The sequence below is a fragment of the Rhizobium sophoriradicis genome (assembly GCF_003939025.1).
GTDB classification, from domain to species: Bacteria; Pseudomonadota; Alphaproteobacteria; order Rhizobiales; family Rhizobiaceae; genus Rhizobium; species Rhizobium sophoriradicis.
Map to the genome: position 1 here is coordinate 40,946 of NZ_RQIH01000005.1, position 16,932 is coordinate 57,877.

General features: G+C 62.1%; 18 protein-coding genes. 13 read left to right on the forward strand and 5 right to left on the reverse strand.

Going from position 1 to position 16,932, the window contains the following annotated elements:
• Positions 1–59: 59 nt before the first annotated feature.
• The 5 genes from EFR00_RS09215 to EFR00_RS09235 all read left to right on the forward strand — a co-directional run bounded on the left by EFR00_RS09215 (position 60) and on the right by EFR00_RS09235 (position 4,384).
• Positions 60–638: a cob(I)yrinic acid a,c-diamide adenosyltransferase gene (locus EFR00_RS09215; RefSeq protein ID WP_009993357.1), complete on the forward strand. Its 579-nt coding sequence runs from the start codon at positions 60–62 to the stop codon at positions 636–638.
• A gap of 32 nt (positions 639–670) precedes the next feature.
• Positions 671–1,459, forward strand: coding sequence for a rhomboid family intramembrane serine protease (locus tag EFR00_RS09220; protein ID WP_077992006.1), 789 nt, complete (start codon positions 671–673; stop codon positions 1,457–1,459).
• Positions 1,460–1,645: 186 nt separating this feature from the next.
• Positions 1,646–2,395 carry an electron transfer flavoprotein subunit beta/FixA family protein gene (locus EFR00_RS09225; RefSeq protein ID WP_077992008.1) on the forward strand — a complete coding sequence of 250 codons (750 nt, stop codon included), beginning with the start codon at positions 1,646–1,648 and terminating at the stop codon, positions 2,393–2,395.
• A 27-nt stretch (positions 2,396–2,422) separates the two neighbouring features.
• Positions 2,423–3,352, forward strand: a complete 930-nt coding sequence (locus EFR00_RS09230; protein WP_077992010.1) for an electron transfer flavoprotein subunit alpha/FixB family protein — start codon at positions 2,423–2,425, stop codon at positions 3,350–3,352.
• A gap of 150 nt (positions 3,353–3,502) precedes the next feature.
• The gene (locus EFR00_RS09235; protein ID WP_077992012.1) at positions 3,503–4,384 is read left to right on the forward strand and encodes a 3-hydroxybutyryl-CoA dehydrogenase; all 882 of its coding nucleotides are present in this window, start codon (positions 3,503–3,505) and stop codon (positions 4,382–4,384) included.
• A gap of 179 nt (positions 4,385–4,563) precedes the next feature.
• Here EFR00_RS09235 and tlpA read toward each other — a convergent pair whose 3' ends face one another.
• Positions 4,564–5,226 (reverse strand): thiol:disulfide interchange protein TlpA, encoded by a 663-nt coding sequence (gene tlpA, locus EFR00_RS09240; RefSeq protein WP_038692784.1) that lies wholly within the window; start codon positions 5,224–5,226, stop codon positions 4,564–4,566.
• Positions 5,227–5,248: 22 nt separating this feature from the next.
• On the opposite strand from tlpA, the gene argH reads away from it, so the two are divergent.
• From argH to lysA, 3 genes are all read left to right on the forward strand, one after another.
• Entirely contained in the window at positions 5,249–6,652 is a 1,404-nt protein-coding gene (gene argH, locus EFR00_RS09245) for an argininosuccinate lyase (RefSeq protein WP_077992015.1), read from the forward strand.
• Positions 6,653–6,804: 152 nt separating this feature from the next.
• Positions 6,805–6,999 (forward strand): LPS translocon maturation chaperone LptM, encoded by a 195-nt coding sequence (gene lptM, locus EFR00_RS09250; RefSeq protein ID WP_077992436.1) that lies wholly within the window; start codon positions 6,805–6,807, stop codon positions 6,997–6,999.
• An 11-nt stretch (positions 7,000–7,010) separates the two neighbouring features.
• Positions 7,011–8,279 carry a diaminopimelate decarboxylase gene (lysA, locus tag EFR00_RS09255; RefSeq protein WP_077992017.1) on the forward strand — a complete coding sequence of 423 codons (1,269 nt, stop codon included), beginning with the start codon at positions 7,011–7,013 and terminating at the stop codon, positions 8,277–8,279.
• A 34-nt stretch (positions 8,280–8,313) separates the two neighbouring features.
• Here lysA and EFR00_RS32965 read toward each other — a convergent pair whose 3' ends face one another.
• Positions 8,314–8,478: a hypothetical protein gene (locus EFR00_RS32965; RefSeq protein ID WP_164519048.1), complete on the reverse strand. Its 165-nt coding sequence runs from the start codon at positions 8,476–8,478 to the stop codon at positions 8,314–8,316.
• 66 nt (positions 8,479–8,544) lie between these two features.
• Here EFR00_RS32965 and EFR00_RS09260 point away from each other — a divergent pair, with 66 nt between their 5' ends.
• Positions 8,545–11,196 (forward strand): TIGR02302 family protein, encoded by a 2,652-nt coding sequence (locus EFR00_RS09260; protein WP_077992020.1) that lies wholly within the window; start codon positions 8,545–8,547, stop codon positions 11,194–11,196.
• 70 nt (positions 11,197–11,266) lie between these two features.
• Here EFR00_RS09260 and EFR00_RS09265 read toward each other — a convergent pair whose 3' ends face one another.
• The 3 genes from EFR00_RS09265 to EFR00_RS09285 form a co-directional block, all read right to left on the reverse strand.
• Positions 11,267–11,626, reverse strand: coding sequence for a response regulator (locus tag EFR00_RS09265; RefSeq protein ID WP_003543311.1), 360 nt, complete (start codon positions 11,624–11,626; stop codon positions 11,267–11,269).
• 167 nt (positions 11,627–11,793) lie between these two features.
• Positions 11,794–12,336 (reverse strand): hypoxanthine phosphoribosyltransferase, encoded by a 543-nt coding sequence (hpt, locus tag EFR00_RS09270; protein ID WP_038691597.1) that lies wholly within the window; start codon positions 12,334–12,336, stop codon positions 11,794–11,796.
• 402 nt (positions 12,337–12,738) lie between these two features.
• On the reverse strand, positions 12,739–13,392 hold the full coding sequence (locus tag EFR00_RS09285; protein WP_077992023.1) for a hypothetical protein: 654 nt from the start codon (positions 13,390–13,392) through the stop codon (positions 12,739–12,741).
• A gap of 205 nt (positions 13,393–13,597) precedes the next feature.
• Here EFR00_RS09285 and ftsE point away from each other — a divergent pair, with 205 nt between their 5' ends.
• The 4 genes from ftsE to EFR00_RS09305 all read left to right on the forward strand — a co-directional run bounded on the left by ftsE (position 13,598) and on the right by EFR00_RS09305 (position 16,931).
• Positions 13,598–14,257 (forward strand): cell division ATP-binding protein FtsE, encoded by a 660-nt coding sequence (ftsE, locus tag EFR00_RS09290; RefSeq protein ID WP_004671394.1) that lies wholly within the window; start codon positions 13,598–13,600, stop codon positions 14,255–14,257.
• Positions 14,250–15,263, forward strand: a complete 1,014-nt coding sequence (locus tag EFR00_RS09295; protein ID WP_077992026.1) for a cell division protein FtsX — start codon at positions 14,250–14,252, stop codon at positions 15,261–15,263. Before ftsE ends, EFR00_RS09295 begins: the two co-directional genes overlap by 8 nt.
• A 67-nt stretch (positions 15,264–15,330) precedes the next feature.
• Positions 15,331–16,047, forward strand: a complete 717-nt coding sequence (locus EFR00_RS09300; protein WP_170961493.1) for a YdcF family protein — start codon at positions 15,331–15,333, stop codon at positions 16,045–16,047.
• An 86-nt stretch (positions 16,048–16,133) separates the two neighbouring features.
• Entirely contained in the window at positions 16,134–16,931 is a 798-nt protein-coding gene (locus tag EFR00_RS09305; RefSeq protein WP_009995394.1) for a lysophospholipid acyltransferase family protein, read from the forward strand.
• Position 16,932 lies beyond the last annotated feature (1 nt).

Genomic DNA, 16,932 nt, shown 5'->3' on the forward strand with positions numbered 1-16,932 from the left:
AAGCCCGAGCATGACGGAGAGTGGGGTGGTTCAACCCTCCCCTCGATCGGCGGTGCGGCATGGTGAAGCTCAACAAGATTTACACGAAGACCGGCGACGACGGCACGACAGGCTTAGCTTCCGGCCCGCGCCGCCGGAAGGACGATCTGCGTGTCGAGGCCTATGGCACGATCGACGAGGCCAACTCCGCGATCGGCCTGGCGCGGCTTTACACGACCGACATGGCCGAGCTCGACACCATGCTGATGTCGATCCAGAACGATCTCTTCGACCTCGGCGCCGATCTCGCGACACCCGATACCGGCGAGCCGCCGGCCTATGAGCCGCTGCGGATCGTCGAGACACAGGTCGAGCGCATCGAGCGCGATATCGATCGGCTGAACGCCCGGCTCGGGCCGCTGACATCCTTCATTCTACCGGGCGGCAGCCCGGCCGCCGCGCATCTGCATCTCGCCCGCACGATCGCCCGCCGGGCCGAACGGCTGATGGTGACGCTGGCGCGCATGGAGGGCGAAATCGTCGGCGGGACCGCGATGAAATATATCAACCGGCTTTCGGATTTCCTCTTCGTCGCTGCCCGCCATGCAAATGACCAGGGTCGTGCGGATGTGCTTTGGGTTCCGGGAAAAAACAGATAGGTTTGCCGCGATCACGATTGCCGGGGGGCCTTATGTTCATACCATTTCACGACGCCAATACGCTGAAACATATCAAGGTCCAGTGGGTGACGCTGGCTTTGATCGCGCTGAATGTCGCAGTCTGGCTCTTTATCAACCTGGAGAGCGAACAGGCTGCCCAGGCAACGACCGTTGGCCTCGGCTACATCCCGGCGATCGCCTTCGGGCAGGCACAGTTGGCTGAGGGATTGGAGATCGTGCCGGAGCCGCTGACCTATCTCACCTATGCCTTCGTCCATTCGGGCTTCTGGCATCTGGCTTCCAATATGGTCTTCCTGTGGGTCTTCGGCGACAATGTCGAGGATGCGATGGGGCATATGCGCTTCCTGCTTTTCTATCTCCTCTGCGCGGCCGTCGGCGCGCTTTGCCACGGCTTGCTGACGACGACACCGGAAGCGCCGCTGGTCGGCGCCTCGGGGGCGATCTCCGGGGTCGTTGCCGCTTATGTCATACTGCATCCGCGCGTCAGGGTCTGGGTGCTGGTGTTCTTCCGTGTGCCCTTGCCCCTGCCGGCCTTCGTGCCGCTGCTTTTGTGGATCGGCCAGCAGTTCTTCATGCTGGCGATTGCACCCGATGGAGACGTCTCCTGGGGCGCCCATGTCGGCGGCATTCTTGCCGGTGCTGTGTTAATCCTGGTGCTGCGTCGTCGCGGCGTACCGCTGTTCGATCAGGAAATCGTGACGCCGCGCGCCGTGAGGAACGAAGCCGGCGCGGGTACGGCCATTGCGGCCGGCGCGAACGGACGGATCGAGCGTCTTCCCTGGGACCGTGGCCGAGGTTAACAGATGGATTGACGTGCACGTAAACGTCAATATATTGCGAAAGCAATGCCCGGCCTGCGTCATTGCAAGCGTTGTATTTGGAGGAAAAACGCGTATCCATGTCGCCATTCGACAATCGAAGCGACGCTCGAGCGCGCATTTTCCTTAAAGCCTCGCTGAGCCAGTTTTCTTGAAGGAAGGACCCCCATGAAGATTCTCGTGCCCGTCAAACGGGTTGTCGACTACAACGTGAAGATCCGGGTGAAGCCGGATGGTTCGGGTGTCGAGCTTGCCAATGTGAAGATGTCGATGAACCCGTTCGACGAGATCTCGGTGGAAGAGGCGCTGCGGCTGAAGGAGGCCGGCAAGGCCGAAGAAGTGGTGGTGGTGTCGATCGGCCCGGCCAAGGCCGAGGAGACGCTGCGCACGGCGCTGGCCATGGGTGCCGACCGGGCGATCCTCATCGAGACCGACGATGCCGTCGAGCCGCTCGCCGTCGCCAAGATCCTCAAAGGTGTCGCCGATGCCGAACAGCCGGGCCTGATCATCACGGGCAAGCAGGCAATCGACGACGATTCCAACCAGACCGGCCAGATGCTGGCGGCGCTGCTGGGTTCGGCCCAGGCGACCTTCGCCTCGAAGATCGAGATCGGTGACGGCAAGGCGACCGTGACCCGCGAGGTCGACGGCGGCCTGCAGACGATCGAGATCAAGTTGCCGGCGGTCGTCACCACCGATCTTCGCCTGAACGAGCCGCGTTATGCCTCGCTGCCCAACATCATGAAGGCGAAGAAGAAGCCGCTCGACAAGAAGAGCCCGGCCGATTTCGGCGTCGACACGACGCCGCGGCTGAAGGTGTTGAAGACCGAGGAGCCGAGTGGCCGCAAGGCCGGCGTCAAGGTCAAGTCGGTGGCCGAACTTGTCGACAAGCTGAAGAACGAAGCCGGCGTGCTGTAATCGGGTTGGAACAGGAGCAACTAAATCATGACCATTCTTCTTCTGGCCGACCATGACGGCAATCACCTCTCCGACCAGACCGCCAAGGCGTTGACGGCGGCAAGCCAGATTGGCTCCGACGTGCATATCCTGGTCGCCGGCAAGGCCGCCAAGGCGGCGGCCGACCAGGCTGCCAAACTTTCCGGCGTCTCGAAAGTGCTGCTGGCCGAAAGCGACGCGCTTGCCAACAATCTCGCCGAGCCGCTGGCCGATCTGATCGTCTCGCTCGCCGGCTCCTACGACACGATCGTCTCGGCCGCCACCTCGGTCGGCAAGACGGTGCTGCCGCGCGTCGCTGCCCTCATCGATGTCGCCCAGGTCTCGGAGATCATCGAGGTCGTCAGCCCCGACACCTTCAAGCGGCCGATTTATGCCGGCAATGCCATCCAGACGGTGCAGGCAAGCGATGCGAAGAAGGTCATCACCGTGCGCACCGCCTCGTTTGCTTCGGCACCGGCAAGCGGCTCTGCAACGGTCGAGGCGATCCCTGCTGCTTCCGATCCGGGTCTGTCGCGCTTCGTCGCCGATGCACTGTCGGCCTCCGACCGTCCGGAACTGACCTCGGCGAAGATCATCATCTCCGGCGGCCGCGCGCTCGGCTCGGCCGAGAAGTTCAAGGAGGTCATACTGCCGGTTGCCGACAAGCTGGGCGCTGCCGTCGGCGCATCGCGTGCCGCCGTCGATGCAGGCTATGCTCCGAACGACTGGCAGGTCGGCCAGACCGGCAAGGTGGTGGCGCCCGATCTCTATATCGCCGCCGGCATCTCCGGGGCCATCCAGCATCTGGCCGGCATGAAGGATTCGAAGGTGATCGTCGCCATCAACAAGGACGAGGAGGCGCCGATCTTCCAGGTCGCCGACTACGGCCTCGTCGCCGATCTGTTCGACGCCCTGCCGGAACTGCAAAAGGCGCTCTAACGAGGGCAAATGCTTTTTTCTTTCGCACTTGCGAATGACTGGAAAATTGTCTCTTATCGAGCTACTACTTACTGCCGGGCGATCCTTCGTCCGGCAGTATTGCTAAAATAAGGCGGCAACGCGGGGGCGAATGCCGTGTGGGGTTTGGAGATGAGTGCGGTGTTAAAGAATATTGGGATTATCGGTGCGGGCCAGATGGGCTGCGGCATCGCGCATGTTTCGGCCGCCGCAGGTTATAGGGTTCATATCTACGATCTCTCGCAGGACCGCATTGAATCCGGCCTTGCCACCATCAACGGCAATCTCGCCCGGCTGGTGACGAACGGCAAGATGACCGATGAAGAGCGTAAATCGACCTTGTCGCGCGTCACCGGCTCCGCCGATGTCAATGACCTCGCTCCGTCCGATCTGGTCATCGAGGCGGCCACCGAGGACGAAAGTGTCAAGCGCAAGATTTATAGTCAGGTTTGTCCGGTAATGAAACCGGAAGCGCTGCTTGCCACCAATACTTCCTCTCTTTCGATTACCCGGCTTGCCGCCGCCACCGACCGCCCCGAGCGCTTCATGGGCATACATTTCATGAACCCGGTGCCTGTCATGAAGCTGGTCGAACTGGTGCGCGGCATCGCCACCGATGAGAAGACCTTCTCCGCCGCCAAGGAATTCGTCGGCACGCTGGAAAAGACCATTACCGTCGCCGAGGACTTCCCGGCCTTCATCGTCAACCGCATTCTGCTGCCGATGATCAACGAAGCTATCTACACGCTGTATGAAGGTGTCGGCACGGTCGACGCCATCGACACGGCGATGAAGCTCGGCGCCAACCATCCGATGGGGCCGCTGCAGCTTGCCGATTTCATCGGCCTCGACACCTGCCTGTCGATCATGCAGGTGCTGCATGACGGCTTGGCGGACTCGAAATATCGCCCCTGCCCGCTGCTGGTGAAATATGTCGAAGCCGGCTGGCTCGGACGCAAATCCGGCCGCGGCTTCTACGATTATCGCGGCGAAGTGCCGGTCCCGACGCGCTAAGCGGGACATCACCAAAAAGGGCGAATGGACCGGACGCCCGTGAAATGCTTTCCTTGCCGTGAACGGGGGGAAACGCCATGTCGACCGAAACACCGATGTTCTTGCTGCAATGCTGCGTCCTTATCGGAATTGCCGGCGTTTTCCTGATCAGAGGAGATGGCGACTCCTGATCGATATCCTTACGATCCGATCGCACCCTTGATCAAAGTCTTGGCGTCCTCGCTGTCCCAGGCGGCGGGTCCGTTCATGGCGGAGATCAGGCAGCCCTTGTTGTCGAGCAGCAGCGTCACCGGCAGGCCGAAGGCGAGACCTTCCTTTTTCAGGCTATTGAAGACGCCGATGGTATTGTCGCGATAAAGCTGCAGCGCATCGACGCCGGTCTCGGCGAGGAAAGTCTTCGGCTTCTCGTCATCCCCCGTATCGATATTGACCGGCACAACCTGGAACTTGTCGCTGCCCATCTGCTTTTCCAGTGCGTTCAGCGCCGGCATCTCCTCGCGGCAGGGCACGCACCACGTTGCCCAGAGATTGAGCAGCACGGTCTTGCCGGCGAAATGGTCGAGCGTCAGCGGCTTGCCGTCAGGGCCGTTGAAGGACACTCCGGTCAGCTTGCGAGGCTCGTTGGCGGCGACCATTGCGGCAACCTGGCCCTTCATCAGCGGCGTCAGATTGGCGGCGCGTTCCCTCGCCATCGGGCATTCGGCCGAAGCGGTATCGCCGATGCCATTGCCAATCCCCGTCTCCTTCACGTATACCGCTGCCGCACCGGCAACAACGCCTGCAACGGCGGCGATTGCGATCAGTTTTACGGACGGCAGACCGAAGGGTTTTTTTGTCGTCATTTCATTCTCCAGGACGGGCATCATGGCCGAGAGCAACACGGACACCAAATCCTCCAACCAGATGTGGGGTGGGCGCTTCGCCTCCGGCCCGGACGCGATCATGGAGGAGATAAATGCCTCGATCGGTTTCGACAAGAAGCTATTCGCGCAGGATATCCGCGGTTCCATCGCCCATGCGACGATGCTCGCCCATCAGGGGATCATTTCGGCCGAAGATAAGGACAAGATCGTTCACGGACTAAACACGATCCTGTCAGAAATCGAAGGCGGCAATTTCGAATTCTCACGCCGGCTCGAAGACATCCATATGAACATCGAGGCGCGCCTGGCGACGCTGATCGGACCGGCGGCCGGCCGGCTGCACACCGCCCGCTCGCGCAACGACCAGGTGGCGCTCGACTTCCGCCTCTGGGTGAAGGAGGAGTTGCAGAAGACGGAGCAGATGCTAACTGGCCTGATCGCCGCCTTCCTCGACCGCGCCGAGGAACATGCCGAAAGCGTCATGCCGGGCTTCACCCATCTGCAGACCGCCCAACCCGTCACCTTCGGCCATCATTGCATGGCCTATGTCGAAATGTTCGGCCGCGACCGCTCGCGGGTGCGCCACGCCATCGAACATCTGGACGAAAGCCCGATCGGTGCGGCTGCCCTCGCCGGCACCGGCTATCCAATCGACCGCCATATGACGGCCAAGGCGCTCGGTTTCCGCGAGCCGACCCGCAATTCCATCGACACGGTCTCCGACCGCGACTTCGCCATCGAGTTCCTGGCGATCGCCGCGATCACGGGCATGCATCTGTCGCGCCTGGCCGAAGAGATCGTCATCTGGTCGACACCGCAATTCGGTTTCATCCGCCTGTCAGACGCCTTCTCGACCGGTTCCTCGATCATGCCGCAGAAGAAGAACCCGGACGCGGCCGAACTGGTGCGCGCCAAGACCGGCCGCATCAACGGCTCGCTGATCGCACTGCTGACAATCATGAAAGGCCTGCCGCTCGCCTATTCCAAGGACATGCAGGAAGACAAGGAACAGGTCTTCGACGCGGCCGAGAGCCTGGAACTGGCGATCGCCGCCATGACCGGCATGGTGCGCGACATGACCGTCAACACCGCGCGCATGAAGGCGGCGGCCGGCTCCGGCTTCTCGACGGCGACCGACCTTGCCGACTGGCTGGTGCGTGAAGCCGGTCTGCCCTTCCGCGATGCCCATCACGTCACCGGCCGCGCCGTGGCGCTGGCCGAAAGCAAGGGCTGCGACCTCGCCGAACTGCCGCTCGCCGACCTGCAGGCGATCCATTCCGCGATCACCGACAAGGTCTATGACGTTCTGACGGTCGAAGCCTCGGTCGCCAGCCGCAAGAGCTTCGGCGGCACGGCGCCGTCCGAGGTGCGCAAGCAGATCGCCTTCTGGCGCGCCCGCAACTGAAAGAAAGGCGAGGCGGAAGCCGCTTCGCCTTCCGCGCACCGGGGGAAAGACCATCCAACAATCAGGGTGCACAAGGCGGAGAAACTTCGCTATGAAGATGTCCATCGTTCGGAATGAATGATGTCCGCCATATCTCGTACAAGAGGATATCCATGCAGAAGAGCTTGCCGCACCTCATTCGCTTGACGGCAGTCGTCGCCGTCATCGGCCTTGCCGTTGCCGGATGCGGGCGTAAGGGCGATCTCGACCCGCCGAGTGCTGCGGCAACGAAAGAAGGCGACGTTTCCAAGCCGACGAAACAGCCGGGAACCGTTGACAAGCCCTTCCTTCTCGATCCTCTTCTTTAAGGCATAAGTCCGTGAACCATTTCGAGTACCGCGACGGCATCCTTCACGCCGAGAACGTTCCCGTTCCCGAGATCGCCAAGGCGGTCGGCACGCCGTTCTACGTCTATTCCACCGCAACCCTGGAACGCCATTACCGGGTCTTCTCCGAAGCCTTCGCCGATATGGACTCGATGGTCTGTTACGCGATGAAGGCGAACTCGAACCAGGCGGTGCTGAAGACGCTGGGTCGACTCGGCGCCGGCATCGACGTCGTCTCGGAAGGGGAGCTGCGCCGCGCACTCGCAGCCGACATTCCGGCAAGCCGCATCATGTTTTCAGGCGTCGGCAAAACCCCGTCGGAGATGGATTTCGCGCTCGAGGCCGGCATCTACTGCTTCAACGTCGAATCCGAACCCGAGCTCGAAATCCTCAACCAGCGCGCCGTCAGCGCCGGAAAGAAGGCTCCCGTCTCCTTCCGCATCAACCCGGATGTCGACGCAAAGACGCATTCGAAGATCTCGACCGGCAAGAAGGAAAACAAGTTCGGCATCTCCTGGGAGCGCGCCCGCGCGATCTACGCCCACGCCGCCAAGCTGCCCGGCATCGAGGTCACCGGCATCGACATGCATATCGGCAGCCAGATCACCGAGCTGCAGCCTTTCGACGACGCTTTCAAGCTGCTGCGCGACCTTGTCGCGACGCTCCGCGCCGATGGCCACACGATCGATCACGTCGATATCGGCGGCGGCCTCGGTGTCCCCTATAAGGACGACAACAATCCGCCGCCGCTGCCGGATGCCTATGCGGCGATCGTCAAGAACCAGCTGCGCGATCTGAATTGCAAGGTCATCACCGAGCCCGGCCGCCTGATCGTCGGCAATGCCGGAATCCTCGTGACCGAGGTGCTTTATGTGAAGGACAGCGGCGAAAAGACCTTCGTCATCGTCGACGGCGCGATGAATGATCTCATTCGCCCGACCCTCTACGAGGCCTATCACGAAATCCGCCCGGTGACGATTTCGGCAGCGAACGCGCCGCGCATCCGCGCCGACGTCGTCGGCCCCGTTTGCGAGACCGGCGACTATCTGGCGCTCGACCGCGAAATGGCGATGCCGAAGCCCGGTGATCTGCTGGCCGTCAGCACGGCCGGCGCCTACGGCGCCGTCCAGGCCGGCACCTATAACAGCCGCTTGCTGGTCCCCGAAGTCCTGGTCAAGGGCAGCGATTTCCATGCGATACGACCGCGTAGAACCTATGCCGAGCTGATCAGTCTCGACTCCGTTCCCGCCTGGCTCGACTAAAGCTTGTCGCGCAACGTGTGCGGCGGTTTTACGATCACGGCGTGCGCAAAACAAAGAACCTAAAGCGCGGGAAGCGACCTGAAAAATCGCGGCGCGCTTCAGGTAGAGCATCACTTTTTGGCGAATAAACGTGAAAAGCCGGTATTGCCGGCCGCTCGCCCTCGCCTTCGCCACAAAGAGTGTTATCCTTGTCAGCCATGAGCGTATTGCCCCGCAATCGCCGGAAGCGCCCTCTGTTCCACTTGAGATCGCGGAGACCGGACCGATGACAAGCCCCTTCAGGCAGAAGAAAGGTGCATTTGCGCTCCGCCCTGCCCTTGCCCGGCTGGTGACGACGAAACGGTTGCTGGCCCGCATCGTGCTTTTTTGCGAGCAGCTGCTGCCACCTCTGTTGCCGGTCCTGTCGGTCGCTGCCCTTTATCTCTCCGCCTCCTGGTTCGGTGTCTTCCGCAGTGTGCCGGACTGGCTGCGCATCCTGTTGTTGATCGCTTTCGCTCTCGCTTTGCTTGTCGCGCTCCTTCCCTTCCGCAATCTGCGCTGGCCGAGGATCGCCGAAGCCGATCGCATGCTGGAAGAGCGCAACGGCCTGCCGCACCAGCCGGTCACCGTCCAGGAAGACGAGCCGGCCTCCGATGCGGCCTTCGCTCGGGCGCTTTGGCGCGAGCACCAGCTGCGCATGGCCGAAAAGATCGCAGCCCTCGATGCGGGTATGCCGAGACCTGATATTGCCGGGCACGACCGTTTCGCCCTTCGCGCCATTCCGGCGCTGCTTGTTGTCACGGCCTTTGCTTATTCGCTGTCGATCAATGGCGGTTCGGTCAGTGACGCCTTGCAGGCAGCACCCGAACAGGTGACGGTCGATCCGGCGGTGCGCATCGACGCCTGGGTGACGCCGCCCTCCTATACCGGCCGCGCGCCGGTCTACCTGACCGCCGACGGCAGTGAACAGGCGCCGATCGGCATTCCGCAGTTTTCCGCTCTGACCGTGCGCGTCAGCGGCGGAAAGACGGCCGAAAAGGTCGTGTTCCGCAAAGCTAACGGTCAGGCGCAGGAGATCGCCGTGCAGGCGGACGCAAGCCGGCGCCAGACGGCTGCGACGGCCGACAACCAGCCGGATGCCGCACCGGCCGGCCAGGCCGCCATCGCGCAGACGCATGCGATGAAGCTCGAGGAGAACGGCACGCTCGAAGTGAACGGCCGCCGCTGGAGCTTCGACATCCTTCCCGACAAGGCGCCGGAAATTGCCTTTGACGGCTTGCCGAAGCCCAGTGTCAACGGCGCGCTTGAGATTGGGTTCACCGTCAAGGACGACTACGGCGTCCAAGAGGCCCATGCGGAGATCGTACCGGTCGAAACCGATCCGGAAGCAACGCCTCTCTACCCATTGCCGGAGTACAGGCTGGATATCCCCCGCCGCAACGCCCGCGACACCAAGGGTGTGACCAGCCGGAACCTGACCGAACATCCGCTCGCCGGCAAACGCGTGCGCGTGACGCTTGTCGCCAAGGACGGAGCCGGCCAGACGGGCCGCAGTCCGCCGCACGAGATGACGCTGCCGTCGCGGCCCTTCAACGAGCCGCTTGCCGCCGCCGTCGCCGAGGAACGGCAGGTTTTCGCCCTCGACACCCGCAAGATGCCGCAGGCGATCGCGCTGAACCAAGCGCTGACCATCCGTCCCGAGGAGACCATCCCCAAGCTCACCAACTACCTGCTGCTGGAATCCGCCTTGGCGCGCATGAAGCTCGCAAGGAGCGAGGAGGCGCTGAAGGATACGGCCCAATATCTCTGGGAAATCGCCCTCGGCATGGAGGACGGCGATCTTTCCCTTGCCGAGCGCAAGCTGCGCCAGGCTCAGCAGAATCTTGCCGATGCGTTGAACCGCAACGCCCCGGACGAAGAGATCAAGAAGCTGATGGACGAGCTGCGCAAGGCGATGCAGGACTATCTGAGCGAGCTTGCCGAGCGCATGCAGAATGCGCCGATGCAGCCGAACCAGAACGCCCAGAACATCCTGCGCCAGCAGGATCTGGAACGGATGATGGACCAGATCGAAAATCTCGCCCGTTCCGGCAACCGTGACGCGGCCCAGCAGATGCTGTCGGAATTGCAGCGCATGATGAACAACCTGCAGGCCGGCCGGCCGCAGCGGGGCCAGCAGAGCCAGGAGAACAGTGAGGCCCGCAAGCAGATCGACAAGCTCGGCCAAATCCTGCGCGACCAGCAGAAGCTGATGGAACAGACCTTCCGCCTTGATCAGCAGCTCAAGGACCGCCTGCAGCGCGGCGAACCCGATATGGGCGAAAACGATCCGCTGCTCGACGAGATGCTCCCCGGCGAAAACGGCGAGCCGCAGGAGCAGCAACAGGGCCAGCAAGGCCAGGAAGGCCAGCAGCCCTCTGATCAGATGACGGCCGAACAGCTGCACGAGGCGCTGAAACAGCTGCGCGCCCAACAGGATGGGCTTGGCAAGCAGCTGGGTGAATTGCAGAAAAAGCTCGGCGAAATGGGCATGAAGCCCGGCCCCGGCTTCGGCCAGGCGCAGCGCGAGATGGAAGGCGCCGGCCGCGAACTTGGCCAGGGCCGCGGCCAACCGGCCATCGAAAACCAGGGTCGCGCGCTGGAGGCGCTTCGCCAAGGCGCCCGTGACATGATGAACCAGATGATGCAGGCGCAGCAGGGCCAGCAGGGGCAAGGCCCGAACGGCCAGGTCGGCCAGGGCGACCAGAACGGCCGCGATCCGCTCGGCCGGCCGCGCATGAGCGAGAGATATATCGAGGACGACGGCGTGAAGGTGCCTGACGAAATCGACGTTCAGCGGGCGCGGGAAATCCTCGATGCGATCCGCGAAAAGCTCGGCAACAATCCGCCGCAGGAAATGGAACGCCGATATCTCGAACGGCTGCTGGATATCCAATAGGCGCTCAAGCGCGTAACCCCGAAAATCGCAACCGGGTTTTCGGGGTTACGCGTGAAATTTCGAATAGGCGTTAGGCGACCAGCGCCCGGGCAACCGCCTTGCGGATATCGGGAAGCGCGAATGGCTTGGCGACGACGTCGATGATCTTTTCGGCAAGGTCGTCGGCTCGTTCGCGCTGCTCGGCATATCCGGTCATCAGCAGGATCTTCAGGCCGGGAAAGGCATCCTTGGCCTGATGGGCGAGTTCGATGCCGTCCATCACAGGCATGCGGATATCGGAAAGCAGCAGGTCGTAGACGCCGTCCTTGAGCTTCTCCAGTCCCTCGGCGCCGTCGGCCGCTTCATCCGTCTCGTGACCGTCGAGCCTGAGCGCCCGGGCTACGAAAGACCGCAGGGAGTCCTCGTCTTCCGTAATCAGAATTCTTGCCATATGTGCATTGCTCCGTCTTCAGCCCCGCGACGGAAATCACCAGACTTTCCTTTTCGATCGGTAAAGATGGCGAAGCGATGGACGGGATGGTTAACAACCCGTCTCGAGCGGCAGCGCAGCGCGGCGCCTCTTTCAGACGTGCGAAGGCGCTGCAGCACTCCCGATCATTAGGCGTCGCCGGTCACTACGCCGACGAAGGGCAATTCACGAAAAGCATAGGCGACATCCATGCCGTAGCCGACGACGAAATAGTCGGGGCATTCGAAGCCGACATAATCGGCCTCCAGCTTTTCCTTGCGCTTGACGCGCTTGTCGAGCAGCACGGCGATCGTGACGTTGCGTGCGCCACGTTCGAACAGCAGCTCCTTGGCAAAAAGCAGCGTCCGGCCGGATTCGAGAATATCGTCGATCAACAGGACATCGCGGCCATGCACATCGCTGTCGATATCCTTGACGATGCGCACGCCCTGCGAGACCGTACCGCTGCCATAGCTCGACAGCGTGATGAACTCGACCTCCGGGGCAAGCCCGGTGTCATGCAGGGCGCGGATCAGGTCAGCGGCGAAAATGAAGGAACCCTTGAGCACGGCGATGACGAGCAGGTCCTTGGTCGGGCCGTTGGCGATCTCCCGCGCCATCGAATGATTGCGTTCGGCGATCTGTTCGGCGGTGAAGAGCGGCTCGATATTTTTTCCACGCACGACAGGCATAAGGCTTGCTCCATAAAAAGAAGGGTAAGCCGTTAGCACATATGCGAGCGTGAAACAGCCTCGCCAGCCAGGAAATTAACCGGATTAGCGCGATCTGTGGCAGGAAAGTCGGCGATGACCCATCCGGCGCGCTAGAGCCTTTCCTGGTTAGATTGAAGCATTCTGTTGGCTCAAACGGAGTCGGATGGTCGACCGGCCGGCGCGCGTCGTAGCCCAGTTCTACGGCCAAGCCGGCCGGTCGAACAGCCGGCCCGTTTCAGCCAACCCGAAGGGCCGGGCATCTTTCCGCCAGGATCAGAGGCGATCGGCTCGGACGTACCAAGGGGTATGCCCATCGCCAATCGCCTCTGCCCTGACGAAAACCTGCTCCGGCAGAATGCTTCAATCTAACCCGGAAAGGCTCTAAGGCAGGAACGATAGCCGGACCTCTGGCACTGTTCCGCCGGCATGCTGAACGCGCGCCGAAAAGCCCCGGCTCTGGCCGCCATAAATGACGTCGACAGGCGGGTTGATGACGACGCTCGCGGTCAACCGCTCGTCGGTCACGAGATCGGCGCGGATCGGCTGCAGCGTCTGCGTCGTGCCGCTGTCGTTCTCGATGATGCCGTTGATGACGAGCACGCGCATGCCGTTCGCATCACGCGGCGTCACCGTCACATGGGTGAAATGCAGCGGCGCTCCGGAATAGGCGCTCTGGTTGGAAAAGCCGGAAAAACCACCGGCAAGTCCGAAGACGAGCACGGCGATGGCCAGCACGAGCGTCGCGAAGCTGCGCAATGAGGCGCGCTGCAGCCAGGATTCCGCAGCCCGTAGCCCAGAAGCCGCCATCGCGAGCATGAACGGGGGCTCTGCGGCGCGTGCGGTGGCCGCGCGCCTGCGGTTGTCATTATTGGTTCTGGCGTTGAACTCCTTCGGTCGAACGCTGCCGAGCGTGACGAATTCGGCGTCAGCAATATCGACAGGGCGCGGATTGCGGAACGGGCGGTTTGCGGGTTCGGGCGGCAGGAAATCATAGGCCCGGCCCGGTGTCCGGCGGCTGAAGAAGGATGCTTCCATGGTGGCTTCCTCGCAGATGTCCACATGGTTTCGCTGCCAGGGGAAATCTGGCATTGAAACGAATCCTGCTCAGTCGTAAATTTTAATGGTTAATGCTTCGCAAAGATCGCCATCAAACGGGCGTCTTTCCGGCAAAATTTACCGGCTGTTAACGGTGTTGGTTAACAAGTCGCACGGTGAAACCAAGAACAGACTGAGCTGCCCGTTGATTCACTTCGAGAATGTCGGTTTGCGCTACGGCATGGGCCCGGAAATCCTCCGGGACCTGACCTTCGACATTCCGAAGAAATCCTTTCAGTTCCTGACCGGCCCGTCCGGCGCTGGCAAGACATCGCTGCTGCGGCTGCTCTTCATGTCGCTGCAGCCGACGCGCGGTCTGATCCGCATGTTCGGGCGGGACATTTCCGAAATTCCCCGTCCCGAGTTGCCGCTGCTGCGCCGGCGCGTCGGCATCGTCTTCCAGGATTTCCGCCTGCTCGATCATCTCACCACTTATGAGAATGTCGCTTTGCCCTTACGGGTGCGCGGCAAGGAGGAAAGCTCCTACAAGACCGACGTCCTGGAACTGTTGAAATGGGTTGGCCTTGGCGAACGCATCAACGTGCTGCCGCCGGTGCTCTCCGGCGGCGAGAAGCAGCGCGCCGCCATCGCCCGGGCGCTGATGGACCGGCCGGAAGTCCTGCTGGCCGACGAGCCCACCGGCAATGTCGACCCGCCGATGGCCCGGCGCCTGCTCAATCTGTTCCTTGAGCTCAACCGGCTCGGCACGGCGGTCGTGATCGCTACCCACGATCTGGCGCTTATGGAGCAGGTGGAGGCCCGCCGCATGATCCTTTCGGAAGGGCATCTCGATATCTATGACTGAGCCCCCATCCAGCAACCGGGAGAAGACGCCGGCCCAGGCCCAGCAGAAGCGGCCGGAAATGCGCGTGCGCCCGACTGCGCCGATCCTGCCGCCGTCCAACATTCAGGGCAACGCCCTGATGGTAGTGATATCGATCATGGCTTTTCTCGCCTGCCTGACGCTCGGCGGCGTCAGCATGGTGCGTTCGACGGCAGCAAGCTGGGAAAGCCAGATCTCCCGCGAGATCACCATCCAGATCAAGCCTGACGACAATCTCGACATGGAGAAGGCGCTGACGCAGGCGCGCGACCTGGCGCTGACGTTCGTCGGCACGAAGAGCGGCCAGATCGTCGACGAGGCAGCCACCGCCCGTCTGCTCGAACCCTGGCTCGGCCCCGGCCTCGACCTCAAGGATCTGCCCGTCCCCCGGCTCGTCGTCATCACCATCGACGAGAGCAACCCGCCCGATTTCGATGCAATGCGCGGCCTCCTGAAGGACAGCATCCCGCAGGCGAGCCTCGACGATCACCGCACCTGGGTCGACCGGCTGGTGTCCATGGCGCACACGACGGTGCTGATCGGCACCGGCGTCCTGCTGCTGGTCTTTTCGGCAATGGTGCTGACCGTCGTCTTCGCCACGCGCGGCGCGCTGTCGGGCAACCGACACATCGTCGAAGTGCTGCATTTCGTCGGCGCCGAAAGCTCCTTCGTCGCCACCGAATTCCAGAAGCATTTCCTGAAGATCAGCCTCAAGGGCTCGGCGGTCGGCAGCGCCCTTGCCGCTCTTTTCTTCGCCACCGCCGGCTTTTGGCAAAGCCGTACCCTGGCGACGCCAGAAACGGATCAGGCAACCGCGCTGTTCGGCACCTTTTCCGTCGGCGTACTCGGTTATGCCGGCATCTTCGCGACCATGATCGTTATCGCGCTGCTAACGACCGTCACCGCGCGGCTGACCGTCATGCGGACGATCTATGAAATCGATACATTGCGCTCGGACCCGACGCGCACCGACGGCATCGCAAGTTGATCGTGACCATGTCGTTTTGTCATTAAAGCGTCTGTTCCACGCCGTAATCAGCGTATAATCACGATTCATGACCATGGGCCATACGACACGCAACCCGATTCGGCAGGATCCGGAGCTTGATCGCCCGGCGGGCCTGCCGCCGCGACGCGGCCCGATACGCCGCCTGCTGCGCTGGGGCGGCTTTGGTTGCGTCCTGGCGATCGCCCTGTTGTTCGGCGGCTTCCTGCGCTTTGCCGATTCCGTGACGACGCTTAAGCCCCCGGTCGAACCGAAGGCGGACGCGATCGTCGTGCTGACAGGGGGCTACCAGCGCATCGACCAGGCCGTGGAACTGTTGCAGAAGGGTGCCGGCAAGCGGCTCCTGATCTCCGGCGTCCACCCGACGACGACGCCGGCTCAGATCCGCAAGATGACGCAGGGCTCGGCCGATCTTTTCTCCTGCTGCGTCGATATCGGTCATGATGCGATAGACACGATCGGCAATGCCGAGGAAACCTCCAACTGGATCCATGCCAAGGGATACAGAAGCGTGCTGGTCGTCACCAACAATTACCATATGCCGCGCACCCTCGCCGAGCTCTCCTATGTCGATCCCGACATCGAGTTCATCCCCTATCCCGTGGTCAACTCGGATCTGAAGACCCGCAACTGGTTCACCGATCCGAACGCGATGCGCGTCATGCTGGCCGAATATCTGAAGGTGCTGCTGGCCGGCGCCCGCAACATCACCGGCTTCGGCCGTCATACCGGATTGCGCTCGGCCAGCGTATCCGCCTCAGACTAGGTTTTACATTCGGATGGCATCAAACGCTTTTTATGACGGACAATATCGTGTAGGCCGGTCGCGTGAGCATGCCTCGGGAAAATTTCATGATCGCCCTGCGTTCCGTCCTCTTCAACACGATCTTCTATGCCAATCTCATCATCCGGATGATCGTGCTCTCGCCCTATTATTTCGTGGTGCCGCGGCTTACCGCCTATGAAATCCCGAAGAACTGGGCGCGCTCCAATCACTGGCTGATGCGCGTGATCGTCGGAACGACCTTTGAGATCGAAGGACTGGAGAACCTGCCTGACGGCAGCTACATCCTGGCGCCGAAGCATCAGTCCTTCTGGGACACCTATGCGCTGCTGCCGCGGCTCAAGGACCCGGTCTACATTTTGAAGCGCGAGCTGATGTGGATTCCGCTCTTCGGCTGGTATGCAAAAAAGCAGCGCATGATCCCGGTCGATCGCGGCGCCCGCGGCAAGGTGATGGTGGACGTGTTGAAGCGCACGAGGGAAGAGCTTTCGACCGGCCGCCAGCTCATCATCTATCCCGAGGGCACCCGCCGCCCGCCAGGCGCCGAGCCGGTCTATAAATACGGCATAGCCCGCATGTACCGCGACCTTGGCATTCCCGTCGTGCCGGTCGCCATGCATCCCGGCCTGTTCTGGCCGCGGCGGAGCATCCGCCGTTATCCCGGCCATTTCAAGGTGAGAATCCTGCCGCCGATCATGCCGGGAATGGATCCGGACGCCTTCTTCGCCCACCTGATCGAGGTGACCGAACGGGCAAGCGACGAGCTCTTGCTCGACACCATCGAACGGAATCCGCATCTGCCGCTGCCGCCGACAGCGATCGCCAGGTTGACCGAGCTACGCAAAGTGAAGGCGGCGACGGCCTGAA